Source organism: Sphingobium sp. CR2-8 (genome assembly GCF_035818615.1).
Classification (GTDB): Bacteria; Pseudomonadota; Alphaproteobacteria; order Sphingomonadales; family Sphingomonadaceae; genus Sphingobium.
In genome coordinates, this window is record NZ_JAYKZY010000002.1 from 1862811 (window position 1) to 1874995 (window position 12185).

The 12185-nt window shown below is 63.3% G+C and carries 14 protein-coding genes; 1 reads left to right on the top strand and 13 read right to left on the bottom strand.

Going from position 1 to position 12185, the window contains the following annotated elements:
- Positions 1-2: 2 nt before the first annotated feature.
- The 13 genes from nuoF to U5A82_RS13065 form a co-directional block, all read right to left on the bottom strand.
- Complete coding sequence (gene nuoF, locus U5A82_RS13005) at positions 3-1343, bottom strand: NADH-quinone oxidoreductase subunit NuoF (RefSeq protein ID WP_326291280.1); 1341 nt, start codon at positions 1341-1343, stop codon at positions 3-5.
- On the bottom strand, positions 1343-2008 hold the full coding sequence (locus tag U5A82_RS13010; RefSeq protein ID WP_326291281.1) for a complex I 24 kDa subunit family protein: 666 nt from the start codon (positions 2006-2008) through the stop codon (positions 1343-1345). The genes nuoF and U5A82_RS13010 overlap by 1 nt, the downstream gene beginning before the upstream one ends.
- Positions 2008-3243, bottom strand: a complete 1236-nt coding sequence (locus U5A82_RS13015; protein ID WP_326291282.1) for an NADH-quinone oxidoreductase subunit D — start codon at positions 3241-3243, stop codon at positions 2008-2010. Before U5A82_RS13015 ends, U5A82_RS13010 begins: the two co-directional genes overlap by 1 nt.
- Positions 3243-4028 (bottom strand): NADH-quinone oxidoreductase subunit C, encoded by a 786-nt coding sequence (locus tag U5A82_RS13020; protein WP_326291283.1) that lies wholly within the window; start codon positions 4026-4028, stop codon positions 3243-3245. Before U5A82_RS13020 ends, U5A82_RS13015 begins: the two co-directional genes overlap by 1 nt.
- 1 nt (position 4029) lies before the next feature.
- A complete protein-coding gene (locus tag U5A82_RS13025) occupies positions 4030-4584 on the bottom strand; it encodes a NuoB/complex I 20 kDa subunit family protein (RefSeq protein WP_169573700.1) in 555 nt (184 codons plus the stop codon).
- Positions 4575-4949: an NADH-quinone oxidoreductase subunit A gene (locus tag U5A82_RS13030; RefSeq protein WP_326291284.1), complete on the bottom strand. Its 375-nt coding sequence runs from the start codon at positions 4947-4949 to the stop codon at positions 4575-4577. Before U5A82_RS13030 ends, U5A82_RS13025 begins: the two co-directional genes overlap by 10 nt.
- Positions 4950-5081: 132 nt before the next feature.
- Positions 5082-5897, bottom strand: a complete 816-nt coding sequence (locus U5A82_RS13035; protein ID WP_326291285.1) for an inositol monophosphatase family protein — start codon at positions 5895-5897, stop codon at positions 5082-5084.
- Between the two features lie 37 nt (positions 5898-5934).
- On the bottom strand, positions 5935-6306 hold the full coding sequence (locus U5A82_RS13040; RefSeq protein ID WP_326291286.1) for a hypothetical protein: 372 nt from the start codon (positions 6304-6306) through the stop codon (positions 5935-5937).
- Complete coding sequence (efp, locus tag U5A82_RS13045; RefSeq protein WP_261934514.1) at positions 6306-6872, bottom strand: elongation factor P; 567 nt, start codon at positions 6870-6872, stop codon at positions 6306-6308. The genes U5A82_RS13040 and efp overlap by 1 nt, the downstream gene beginning before the upstream one ends.
- Before the next feature lie 234 nt (positions 6873-7106).
- Positions 7107-7688 carry a M23 family metallopeptidase gene (locus tag U5A82_RS13050; protein ID WP_326291287.1) on the bottom strand — a complete coding sequence of 194 codons (582 nt, stop codon included), beginning with the start codon at positions 7686-7688 and terminating at the stop codon, positions 7107-7109.
- 10 nt (positions 7689-7698) lie between these two features.
- Positions 7699-8790 carry a L,D-transpeptidase family protein gene (locus tag U5A82_RS13055; protein WP_326291288.1) on the bottom strand — a complete coding sequence of 364 codons (1092 nt, stop codon included), beginning with the start codon at positions 8788-8790 and terminating at the stop codon, positions 7699-7701.
- A gap of 63 nt (positions 8791-8853) precedes the next feature.
- Positions 8854-9561 carry a thiamine phosphate synthase gene (gene thiE / locus U5A82_RS13060; protein WP_326291289.1) on the bottom strand — a complete coding sequence of 236 codons (708 nt, stop codon included), beginning with the start codon at positions 9559-9561 and terminating at the stop codon, positions 8854-8856.
- A gap of 200 nt (positions 9562-9761) precedes the next feature.
- The gene (locus tag U5A82_RS13065) at positions 9762-10667 is read right to left on the bottom strand and encodes a fructose bisphosphate aldolase (RefSeq protein ID WP_326292932.1); all 906 of its coding nucleotides are present in this window, start codon (positions 10665-10667) and stop codon (positions 9762-9764) included.
- A 296-nt stretch (positions 10668-10963) separates the two neighbouring features.
- On the opposite strand from U5A82_RS13065, the gene U5A82_RS13070 reads away from it, so the two are divergent.
- Positions 10964-12166 carry an MFS transporter gene (locus tag U5A82_RS13070; protein ID WP_326291290.1) on the top strand — a complete coding sequence of 401 codons (1203 nt, stop codon included), beginning with the start codon at positions 10964-10966 and terminating at the stop codon, positions 12164-12166.
- Positions 12167-12185: the final 19 nt, after the last annotated feature.

Below are 12185 nucleotides of genomic sequence, written 5' to 3' on the forward strand. Positions count from 1 at the left end.
GATTACTCCGCTGCCTCCATGACGGGGGCGCTACCCTTGTTTTCATTGATCCGGCGCTCGATTTCCGGGCGGAAATGCTTGATGAGGCCCTGGATCGGCCAAGCCGCCGCGTCGCCCAGCGCGCAGATGGTGTGGCCTTCGACCTGCTTGGTGACCTGATGCAGCATGTCGATTTCGGAAAGGTCTGCGTCGCCGGTGCGCAGCCGCTCCATCACCCGCCACATCCAGCCGGTGCCTTCGCGGCACGGCGTACACTGGCCGCAGCTCTCATGCTTGTAGAAGTAGGAGAGACGCGAAATGGCGCGGACGATGTCGGTGGACTTGTCCATGACGATGACGGCGGCGGTGCCAAGGCCCGAACCGACCGCCTTCAACCCGTCGAAATCCATCGGCGCGTCCATGATTTCCCGCGCAGGGACTAGCGGCACCGAGGAGCCGCCGGGGATCACCGCCAGCAGATTGTCCCAACCGCCGCGAATGCCGCCGCAATGGCGGTCGATCAGTTCGCGGAACGGGATCGACATCAATTCCTCGACGACGCAGGGCTTGTTCACATGGCCGCTGATCTGGAACAGCTTGGTGCCGCGATTATTCTCACGGCCAAAGCCATTGAACCAGGCCGCCCCACGACGCAGGATCGTCGGCGAAACCGCAATGCTCTCGACATTGTTCACCGTCGTCGGGCAGCCATAGAGGCCCGCGCCCGCCGGGAAAGGCGGCTTTAGGCGCGGCTGGCCCTTCTTGCCTTCCAGGCTTTCGATCTGCGCGGTTTCCTCGCCGCAGATATAGGCGCCCGCGCCACGATGGACGAAGACGTCGAAATCATAGCCCGAACCGCAGGCATTCTTGCCGATGAAGCCCTTTTCATAGGCCTGCTCGACCGCAGCGAAGAGCACCTTCGCCTCATAGATGAACTCGCCCCGGATATAGATGTAGGCGGCGCGCGCCCGCATCGCGAAACCGGCGATCAGCGCACCTTCGATCAGCTTGTGCGGATCGTGGCGAATGATCTCTCGGTCCTTGCAGGAGCCGGGTTCGGATTCATCGGCGTTGATGACCAGGAAGCTGGGACGGCCGTCCTTGCTTTCCTTGGGCATGAAGCTCCACTTCATGCCGGTCGGGAAGCCAGCGCCGCCACGGCCGCGCAGGTTCGACGCCTTGATGGTGTCGATAATCGCGTCCTGGCCGATTTCCATCAGCTTCTTGGTATTGTCCCAATCGCCGCGCTTCATCGCCGCGTCGATGCCCCAATCCTGGAAGCCATGGACGTTGGTGAAGATGCGGTCCTTGTCGGACAACGGGCCGACAAAAGGTGCGGGTGCCGGTGCGGAGGCCTCTGGCATCACCATTCTCCCCGATAGTCGTGATTTTCCGTGACCATCTCCTTGAGGGTCGTGGGACCGCCTTCGGGTGCGCTGGTCTGGCGATCGATCTGCGGGCCGATCTTGGGCTGGCCGCCGGTGGCCAAAGTCTCCAGCACCGCGCTCATGCTGTCATAGGTCAGATCTTCGTAATTATCGTCGTTGATCTGGACCATCGGCGCGTTGGCACAGGCGCCCAGGCATTCGACTTCGGTTAGGGTGAACAGGCCGTCTGGCGTCGTGCCGCCCTTGATCAGCCCCTTGTTCTTGCAGGCCGAAAAGACATCGTCCGATCCGCGCAGCATGCAGGGCGTCGTGCCGCACACCTGCACATGATAGCGGCCCACGGGGGCCAGATTATACATGGTGTAAAAGGTCGCGACTTCATAAACGCGCATGTAGGGCATGTCGAGCTGACGCCCGATATACTCCATTACCGGCACCGGCAGCCAGCCATTGGTCTGCGTTTCCGCACCCACTTGACGCTGCGCCAGATCCAGTAGCGGCATCACCGCCGACTGTTGGCGACCGGCGGGATAGCGCGCGATCACCTTCTTGGCCTGCTCGGCATTGTCGGCCGTCCACTCGAACGCGCCCCAGCGCGCGCGGGTTTCGGCCTCGTCCGGGATATGCACTGCGTCAGCCATTAGCGGTCACACTCTCCAAACACGATGTCCATGGCGCCGAGGACAGCGGTGGTGTCGGCCAGCATGTGGCCCTTCATCATGAAATCCATCGCCTGCAAATGCGAAAAGGCGGTCGGGCGGATCTTGCAGCGATAGGGCTTGTTGCTGCCGTCGCTGACCAGATAGACGCCGAATTCGCCCTTGGGGCTTTCGGTTGCCACATAGACTTCGCCGGCAGGCACGTGGAAGCCCTCGGTATAGAGTTTGAAATGGTGGATCAGGGCTTCCATCGAGTGCTTCATCTCACCGCGCTTGGGCGGCGAAACCTTGCGATCGAAGCTGGCGATCGGCCCTTCAGGCATCTCGTTCAGGCACTGCTTCATGATGCGCGCGGACTGGCGGACTTCCTCGACGCGGACCATGAAGCGGTCGTAGCAGTCGAACTGGGTGCCGACGGGAACGTCGAATTCCATCCGATCATACACGTCATAAGGCTGCGACTTGCGGATATCCCAGGGGATGCCGGAGCCGCGGATCATGGGACCGGAAAAGCCCCATTTCAGCGCATCTTCCTTGGACACGATGGCGATATCGACATTGCGCTGCTTGAAGATGCGGTTGTCGGCCACCAGGCTAATCGCGTCTTCGAACAGGCGCGGCAGGCGCGTGTCGAGCCAGTCGGCGATGTCGGTCAGCAGCTTGAGCGGCACGTCCTGATGCACGCCGCCCGGCCGGAAATAGGCCGAATGCATGCGGGCACCCGACGCACGTTCGAAGAAGTTGAGGCAATCCTCGCGAATTTCGAACAGCCACAGGTTCGGCGTCATCGCGCCGACGTCCATCACATGGCTCCCAAGGTTGAGCATGTGATTGCAGATGCGGGTCAGTTCCGCGAAGAACACGCGCAGATATTGCGCGCGCAGCGGCACTTCCAGATTCAGCAGCTTTTCGATCGCCAGCACATAGCTATGCTCCATGCCGAGCGGCGAACAATAGTCCAGCCGATCGAAATAAGGCAGCGCCTGCATATAGGTCTTATATTCGATCAGCTTTTCGGTGCCGCGGTGCAGCAGGCCGACATGCGGATCGCAACGCTCGACGATTTCGCCTTCCAGCTCCATCACCAGACGCAGAACGCCATGGGCGGCGGGATGCTGGGGGCCGAAGTTGATCGTGTAATTCTGGATTTCCGTGTCGCCATAGGCCGGGTCGGCCGCGTCGACATGATGGTCCAGCTTTTCCAGATAGTCGGACATTATGCCTTGTCCTCCGGCTTGGCTGCGCCCTTGCCTTCATCGGTGGCGGCGGCGGGCTTGGTCGGCGCGTCTGCCGACTTTTCCTCCGCCTTCTTGTTCGCGGCTTCGCCAGCGCCGGTGTCAGCCTTGCTGTCGGTCGCCTTGGGCGTGGGGGCGGCGGCAGGCGGCGGCGGCACGGCCGCCTTTTCGTCGCCCGGCAGCACATATTGCGCGCCTTCCCACGGCGACATGAAGTCGAAGCTGCGGAAGTCCTGCGCCAGCTTCACCGGCTCATAGACGACGCGCTTATCCTCTTCGGAATAGCGCAGCTCGACATAGCCCGTCAGCGGAAAATCCTTGCGCTGGGGATGCCCCTTGAAGCCGTAATCGGTCAGGATGCGACGCAGGTCGGTGTTGCCGTCGAACACGACGCCATACATGTCGAACACTTCGCGCTCCAGCCAGCCTGCGACCGGCCAGAGATGCGTGACGGTGGGGACCGGCGTATCTTCGTCGGTCGACACCTTCACACGGATGCGGTGGTTCCGCGTGACGCTGAGCAGATGGTAGGCGACCTCGAAACGTTCGGCGCGATCGGGATAGTCGACGCCCGCGATTTCCATCAACTGCTGGTAATGCGCCATGTCGCGCAGCGCGACCATGGCATTTACCAGATCGTCGCGCACGACGATGAAAGTCAGCTCATCGGCATGATCGATGGTTTCGATCAGCATCGATCCCAGCAGGGCGCCGATTTCATCGGCAATCCCGTCGATGGTCGCGATCTTGGGTGCGGAATGGGCCATATCAGCGCTCGATCGTCCCGATGCGGCGGATCTTCCGCTGCAACTGCATCACACCGTAGAGCAACGCTTCGGCGGTCGGCGGGCAACCGGGCACATAGATGTCGACCGGCACGATGCGATCGCAGCCGCGCACGACCGAATAGCTGTAGTGATAATAGCCGCCGCCATTGGCGCAGCTGCCCATCGAAATCACATATTTCGGGTTGGACATCTGGTCATAGACCTTGCGCAGCGCAGGCGCCATCTTGTTGCACAGCGTACCCGCGACGATCATCACGTCCGACTGGCGCGGGGACGCGCGCGGCGCGGCGCCGAAACGCTCCATGTCGTAGCGCGGCATGTTCACGTGGATCATCTCGACCGCGCAGCAGGCGAGGCCAAAGGTCATCCACCAGAGCGAGCCGGTGCGCGCCCAGGTAAACAAATCCTCCGTCGAGGTGACGAGGAAGCCCTTGTCGTTCACTTCGCTGTTGAGCGAGTTGAAGAAGTCCTGGTCGGGCTGCGTGCCCTGCGGGGGCAAGGTGCCGGGCGCAGGGTTATAGAGTTCTACTCCCAATCGAGTGCTCCCTTCTTCCACGCATAGACGAGGCCAAGCACCAGCTCCGCTATGAAGATCATCATGGTCGCCCAGCCGGCCCAGCCGATCTGGTCGAGGCTAACAGCCCAGGGGAACAGGAACGCCGCTTCAAGATCGAAGATGATGAAGAGGATGGCGACCAGATAGAAGCGCACATCGAACTGGCTGCGCGGTTCCTCGAACGCGGGGAAGCCGCATTCATATTCGGACAGCTTGGCCGGATCAGGCTTATGCGCGCCCGTCAGGCGACCTACCAGCATGGGCAGGAAAACAAAGGTGCCTGAGAGCAGCAAGGCGACCCCGAGAAAAATCAGGATCGGCAGATATTGGGCGAGATCGACCAATGGAATCCCCTGGGCGAAAATTGTGTCTTGGGGCGCGCTTTAGGCCTGCTGCATATGCGAAGCAAGGCCCCAAGGACGTGAGAATGAATCGCAAAAAGGCCAAGTGGTTGAACCGCTTGGCCTCATGGGACTTTAGCGCAATGCGCCAGCAACAAGCTTGTGCAATTTGGAATGGATCGCGTCGTTCCCGGCGATCACTTCCTTGCGTTCGATGACCTGATCGCCACCGCGAAAATCGCTGACGAAGCCGCCTGCTTCACGGACCAGCAACAGCCCGGCGGCAACGTCCCAGGGCTGCAATCCGCTTTCCCAATAGCCGTCGTAGCGGCCGGAGGCGACATGGGCGAGGTCGAGCGAGGCGGCCCCGAAACGACGGATGCCCGCGACCGACGGCGCGACCGCGCCGAAGATGCGCGTCCATTCGGCCATGTTGCCATGCCCCATGAACGGAATGCCGGTCGCGATGACGCAATCGGCCATGTCGCGGCGAGCCGACACGCGCAGGCGCTGGTCATGACGCCATGCGCCACGGCTCTTTTCCGCCCAATAGCTTTCGTCGGTGACGGGCTGATAGATGAGGCCGGTCGTGATCTCGCGCTTGCCGCTGCCATATTGTGGTTCTTCGACCGCGATCGAAATGGCAAAGTGCGGGATGCCGTGCAGGAAGTTGGTCGTGCCGTCGAGCGGATCGATGATCCAGCGCGGCTTGGTGGGATCGCCCGGGATCTCGCCCGCCTCTTCCACCAGAAAGCCCCAGTCCGGGCGCGCCTTCTGAAGCTCTTCGACCAGCGTCTTTTCCGCCTGCTGGTCGGCCTTGGACACGAAATCGGCAGGCCCCTTGCGGCTGACCTGAAGATGCTCGACTTCGCCGAAGTCGCGGCGCAGTTTCGAGCCAGCCTTGCGCGCGGCGCGCTCCATGACGGTGAGGAGGCCGGAATGCGATGCCATATAGTGTCTCCGCCGCCCCATAGGGCGGTCTAGTAAGTTATTTCTTGGGGGCGGGCTTGGCGGCCGGGGCGGCGGGGCGATAACCGCACACCCCCGCGATGACCGCCAGCATCTGCGACGCATCCTTGCGATCGACCTTGCCAGCGTTGGCGGCGATCACCTTGTCGGTCGCTTCGCTGATCTTGGCGACCGAATTGGAATAGAGGCATTCGAACAGCGCGTTCTTGACCGGCTGTTCGACCTGGTCGGACTGGAGCGCGGTCGTCACCACGCGCAGCACATGCGCTGCGCTGTCGAGTTGCGCCTTGGACGGCGCGGTCGTCTGCGCCACGGCCTGTGTGGGGACCGCAGCCGACAGGGTTGCGATCGCGAGGATGGCGGCCGATGCCGTGCTGCGGTCCACGGTCATCAGTCCGCGCGCTTCACATATTCGCGGGCATAGACGTCCACGACGATGCGGGTGCCGCTGACGATATGCGGCGGGACCATGACGCGCACGCCATTGTCAAGAATTGCGGGCTTGTAGCTGGCAGAGGCGGTCTGGCCCTTCACCACGGCGTCGGCTTCGACCACGGTCGCTTCGATCGTGTCGGGCAGCTGGACCGAGATCGGCCGTTCCTCATACATTTCCAGGGTCACTTCCATGCCGTCCTGCAGAAAGTCGGCGGCGTCGCCCAGCAATTCGGCGGGCAGGTTGATCTGCTCGTAATTCTCATTGTCCATGAAGACGAGCATGTCGCCTTCGGCATAGAGATACTGGAAATCCTTCGTGTCGAGGCGGATGCGCTCGACGCTTTCTGCGGAGCGGAAGCGGACGTTGTTCTTGCGGCCGTCGATCAGGTTCTTGAGTTCGACCTGCATATAGGCGCCGCCCTTGCCGGGCTGGGTGTGCTGGATCTTGACGGCGCGCCACAGGCCGCCCTCATATTCGATATTGTTGCCGGGACGAATGTCCACGCCGCTGATCTTCGCCATGGGAAGAGCCTGCCTATATGTCTGAAGGTGGAAAAGAGCCGGCCTCTTGGAGGCTGCGCGGCGCTTTACAGCGGGACGACGCCAAGGGCAAGGGGGCGCGGGTCGACCCTTAACTTCGCACTTTTCCCGCCGATCGCGACATTGTGTTTCCTAAATAGGATATTTTCGGAAAGTCGGCGTGCCCGACGATCGGCTATATCCAAGGCATAGCAAACGGGCCGATCATAGGACAGGTCAGCGCTTCGCCAGCAGCGGATAGGGATTGATGGCCCTGCCTCCATACCAGGGTTCTCCGACCTGCATGGCGTGGATCGCGAAATGCAGATGCGGCGCGGACGGATCGGCATTGCCGGTGCTGCCGACCGTCGCGATGCGCTGCCCGCGCCGCAGCATCTGCCCTTCGTGCAGGCCCGGCGCATAGCTGTCGAGATGTGCGTAATAATAGATCAGACGCCCGTCCTTCGAACGCTGATAGAGGGTGCGTCCGCCACCCTGGCTCCAGAAGATTTTCTCCAGCCTGCCATCCGTCGCCGCCAGCACCGCCCTGCCCCGCGCCGCCATGATGTCGATCGCGTCATGCGGCCGTGCGCCCCCGGCGCGGGCCTGGGTGAAGGTGTCGGTGAGCGCGGACGCCGGAACGCCGTCCGCCGGGATCAGCAGGACGCCATTGTCCGGGCGATCCCGCTCGGCCTCATTCGGCGCTGGTGCGGGCGCCGACCCCGGCGCGTCGGCCGGGACGATCCGCACGCAAAAATGCGCGAAGGCGACGCAGAGCAGCGCCGCCAGCGCCGCGCCGCCCCATCGCCGCACCCTCACGGCCTCGCCCTCATGCCTGGAACTTCGCCTTGACCCCGCTTTTCACCATCTGGGCCAGCCGCGCGGCATCCCAGTTGGTCAGGCGGATGCAGCCATGGCTCTCCGTGCGCCCGATCGTCTGCGGCTCGGGCGTGCCATGGATGCCATAATGATCCTTGGAAATGTCGATCCACACCACGCCGACGGGACCGTTGGGACCGGGTTTCAGCACCGCCTTCTCGTCCTTGGACGACGCGTCCCAGAAAAGGTCGGGATTATAATGGAAAACCGGGTTTCGGCTGACGCCCTTGATGGTCCATTCGCCCAGCGGCAACGGATCATGTTGCGACCCGGTCGTCACCGGGAATTGCGCGATCAGGCGGTTTTCCGCATTATAGACCTTGAGCAGGCCTTCGGATTTGTCGACGACGATATGGTCGGCTTGCGGCTGGTCCTTAGCCACGCCCAGACCGGCGAGCGTCTCGCCCCAGCCTCGCTCGTCCCCTTCGATCTGCGCGACCGGCTGATTGTCGATCGCGGGCACGCGGATGGTCGTCCCGGCCCCGACCTTCGTGTTCGGCGGGTTGAGCGCCGTCAGCGCTTCGGGCGTCGTGTGGAAACGCTCGGCCAGTTTTTCCAGCAGATTGCGGTAGGTCAGCGCGGGCAGGCCCGCCTGGGCGTTCAACCCCTTGGGCATATCGAAGAAGGGACCGCGCGCGAAATCTTCGGGAATCCTGACCAGATAGGTGGTGGGTCGCGCTTCGCCCTCCAACAAAGCAGTGGCGGTCTTCTGGTCATATTCGCCCGTCACGGGCAGGTCATGCGCCGTTTGAAAACCGCGCAACGCCGCCTTGAAGCTCATGCCGTCCTTGCCGTCCAGCACGCCAGGGGAAAAGCCCCAGCGGTCGAGCGCGACCTGTGCCTGCAGAAATTTGCTGGCGAGAAAGGCGTTATGTTCCGGCTCTATCGTGAAGGTATAGGCCTCGTTTTTGGCCGCGACCGCCGCGGCCGCCCCGTTATCGCTCGGCGCGGCGCTGTTCGGCTGCGCGCTGCTATTGGCGTCGGTCACGCTGACATTGCAGGCGCTGCACAGCAAAGCCGCAAACAATATACGGGTTTTCAAGACATTCTCTCCCTCTTCGAGCGAGGAAGAAACGCATGAGCGGGCGGAAGGGTGCGCGCCGCGTCAGCGCGGCGGTGGCGGCTTGCTGGCCAGCACCTCCGCGAAGGCGGCTACCCCGGCCTTCGGGCCTTCGGGATGGTTCCACACCGCGCTGCTGACCGCCAGGAAATCCGCCCCGGCGGCCACCAGTGGTCCGGCATTGTCCGCCGTGACGCCGCCGATCGCAACGCAGGGCAGTTCGAACAGGGTGGTCCACCACCCCAGGATCGAGGGTTCGGGGCGGTGGAAGGTTTCCTTCGTCGTGGTGGGATAGAAAGCGCCGAAAGCGACATAGTCCGCCCCCGCCTCTCCCGCTTCCATCGCCAGATGACGGCTGTCGTGGCAGGTGACGCCGATCTGGACCTTCGGACCCAGTTGCTTGCGCGCATCGCGCGGGTCGCCATCCTCCTGCCCCAGATGGACGCCGTCCGCGTTCAGGCGCTTAGCCAGGCCGATACTATCGTTGATGATGAAGGCGACGCCCCGCTCCGCGCACAGCGCCTGGATCGGCGGGGCGAGCGCAGCGATGGCATGATCATCCAGCCCCTTGAGCCGCAACTGAAACGCCGCGACGCCGCCGCCATCGAAGGCCGCCGCGAGTTGCTCGACGAAATCGTCGCCGATGGCGGGCGGCGAAATCAGGTAAAGCTGGCAGGCGGGGCGGAAGCCCGCATCGAACTGGTCGGCAAAATGCGGATCGAGCGCCAGCTCTTCATCGGTGAAATCGGTCATGGGCGCTTTATAGCCATTCGGACTGTTACGCCAAGGGCGCTATGACCGAATGCGCCCCATACTTTTCGTCCGTTCGGGCTGAGCCTGTTAAAGTCCTTTCCTTTTTAACGGGGAAGGGAAGCCCTTCGACAGGCTCAGGGCGAACGGGGTTATAAATAGCGATGAATGCCGGGCGGCTTGATCCGCCCGGCATCTCCCAATCAGGCCGCTACCGGCTGCTTTGCGGTCGAGGCGCCATGGATTTCATCGATCGCTTCGCCCAGCGATGCGTCGAATTCCGCGTCGGTCATCTGGTGACGAAGGTCGTTGAGCAGCGCCCGGCTGAAGCTGGCGATGATGCCGCGATTCTTGGCGAGTTCGACGCAGGCCTCGGGACGGGCGAAGCCACCCGACAGGGCGACAACGCGCAGCACGGCGGGATGATCGACCAGCGGATCGAACAGGCCGGGCTTGGTCGGCAGAGACAGTTTCAACATCACCTGAACGCCGTCGGGCAAGGCATCGAGATTTTTGAGGATTTCTTCGAGCAATATCTGGTCAGCTTCGGCGCGCTCGGGCGACTTGATGTTCACTTCCGGCTCGATGATCGGCATCAGACCGGCGGCCAGCACCTGCTTGCCGACTTCGAACTGCTGCGCGACCACGGCGGCGATGCCTTCGCGGTTGGCGAGGTTGACGACCGAGCGTTCCTTGGTGCCGAATACGCCCAGCGCCTTCGAGCGGTGGAGCAGGATGTCGAGATCGGGATTGGGCTTCATCAGCTGCACGCCGTTCGCCTCTTCCTCCAGACCCTTGTCGATCTTGATGAAGGGCACCACGCCGCGCTCCAGCAGCGCCTGCGGGGTCGGCTTGCCATCGACCGTGCCGTCCATGGTGCGCTCGAACAGGATCGCGCCCAGCACCTTGTCGCCGGTGAAGGCGGGCGAGGTGATGACGCGGCTGCGCATAGCGTGGATCAGGCCGAACATTTCCTCGTCGCTGGTCCAGGCGTCTTCTTCGATACCATAGCCCTTGAGCGCCTTGGGCGTCGAACCGCCGCTCTGGTCGAGCGCGGCGATAAAGCCTTCGCCCGTCGCGATCTTCTGCTTCATTTCCTGATCCAGCATCTGCACATACCTTCCCTTGGGCGCCGCCCGTTGGCGGCAAAATAGACTGATGGCAGGCGCTCCAATCGCCTGCCCGCCGGGTGCGGCCTCGGCATCATGATCGCCGATCTTCGGGCTGTTAGCCAGTCCCATGCCGCACTGCAAGACGCGTTCCCGATCGACCCCGGCGGAACCGTGCCATTATGGCTGGCTTCGCGGCATGTGGCGCCACAAAGGGCGGCCGGACCTGATGCGCCACATAATAAATCGGACGGCGGCGATTGAAAGGGTAGGCGCGGCGGCCCATTAGGCAGCACATGACCGATCCCGCCATCGCTTCCGACCGTCCCGACCTGCCCCACGGCGCCATCCTGCTGATGGCCGTGGCGTGCGGCGTGATGGCCGCCAACCTCTATTATGCCCAGACGCTGATCGACGTGATCGGGCCGGAAATCGGGATGTCGGCCAGTGTGGCGGGGCTGATCACGACCTTGACCCAGCTGGGCTATGGCGCGGGCCTTTTCCTTGTCGTACCGCTGGCCGATCTGTTCGAAAACCGGACCATCGTCCTGACGTCGATCGCGACCACCATAGTGGGTTGCATCGCCATTGCCCTGTCGAATGGCCCGACGAGCTTCCTGGTCGCGTCGATCCTGACCGGCGTCGGCGCGACGGGCGCGCAGGTGCTGGTCCCCCTCGCCTCGCACCTCGCCGCGCCGGAAAAACAGGGCCGCGTGGTGGGTACGGTAATGAGCGGCCTGCTGTTCGGCATCATGCTGTCGCGGCCCATCGCCAATTTCCTGGCCGGATCGGTCGGCTGGCGCGCCACCTTCATCCTGTCGGCGGTCGTCATGGCGGCGGTCGGTGCCGCGCTGATCGCGGCCTGCCCGAAGCGCAAGCCCCAGGGCGGCATGCATTATGGACAGGTGCTGGCGTCCACCTTCGCGCAACTGGGCAAGCATCGGGTGGTGCGGATGCGCGCCTTCTATCAGGCGGCGATGTTCGCGGCGTTCAACCTGTTCTGGACCGCCGCGCCGCTGGCGCTGATCCACGAATTTCATCTGGGCCATGCCGGGATCGGCGCTTTCGCGCTGGCGGGCGCAGGCGGGGCGCTGGTCGCGCCGATCGCAGGGTGGCTGGCGGATCGCCGCCTCACCCGCCCCGCCTCGCTCATCGGCTTGGGTGGCCTTACGATCGGTTTCCTGCTCGCCGACTGGACCGTGGCGGCGGGCAGCCTTATCGGCTTCACCATCATGGCCGTACTGATCGACGGGGCGGTGCAGATGAGCCAGATCACCGGGCAGAAACTGATCTTCTCGCTCGATCCCGACGCGCGGGGGCGCATCAACGCGGCCTATGTGACCGTGATGTTCCTGGTCGGCGCATTGGGATCGGTGATCGGGTCGGTCACGTATGAAGCGGGCGGGTGGAGCGCCAGCGCGCTGGCGGGGGCCGCGATCGGCGGCGTCGCCACGATCGTCTTCCTGCTGTTCGACCGGGGCGCCAGCATCGCGCGCTGACGCCCCGCATTGCTATCGG

Excerpts from the sequence above, each read along its gene's own strand:
- nuoF (WP_326291280.1), bottom strand. The coding sequence starts at position 1,343 with ATGCCAGAGGCCTCCGCACCGGCACCCGCACCTTTTGTCGGCCCGTTG.
- U5A82_RS13010 (WP_326291281.1), bottom strand. The coding sequence starts at position 2,008 with ATGGCTGACGCAGTGCATATCCCGGACGAGGCCGAAACCCGCGCGCGC.
- U5A82_RS13015 (WP_326291282.1), bottom strand. The coding sequence starts at position 3,243 with ATGTCCGACTATCTGGAAAAGCTGGACCATCATGTCGACGCGGCCGAC.
- U5A82_RS13020 (WP_326291283.1), bottom strand. The coding sequence starts at position 4,028 with ATGGCCCATTCCGCACCCAAGATCGCGACCATCGACGGGATTGCCGAT.
- U5A82_RS13035 (WP_326291285.1), bottom strand. The coding sequence starts at position 5,897 with ATGGCATCGCATTCCGGCCTCCTCACCGTCATGGAGCGCGCCGCGCGC.
- U5A82_RS13040 (WP_326291286.1), bottom strand. The coding sequence starts at position 6,306 with ATGACCGTGGACCGCAGCACGGCATCGGCCGCCATCCTCGCGATCGCA.
- efp (WP_261934514.1), bottom strand. The coding sequence starts at position 6,872 with ATGGCGAAGATCAGCGGCGTGGACATTCGTCCCGGCAACAATATCGAA.
- thiE (WP_326291289.1), bottom strand. The coding sequence starts at position 9,561 with ATGACCGATTTCACCGATGAAGAGCTGGCGCTCGATCCGCATTTTGCC.
- U5A82_RS13065 (WP_326292932.1), bottom strand. The coding sequence starts at position 10,667 with ATGCTGGATCAGGAAATGAAGCAGAAGATCGCGACGGGCGAAGGCTTT.
- U5A82_RS13070 (WP_326291290.1), top strand. The coding sequence starts at position 10,964 with ATGACCGATCCCGCCATCGCTTCCGACCGTCCCGACCTGCCCCACGGC.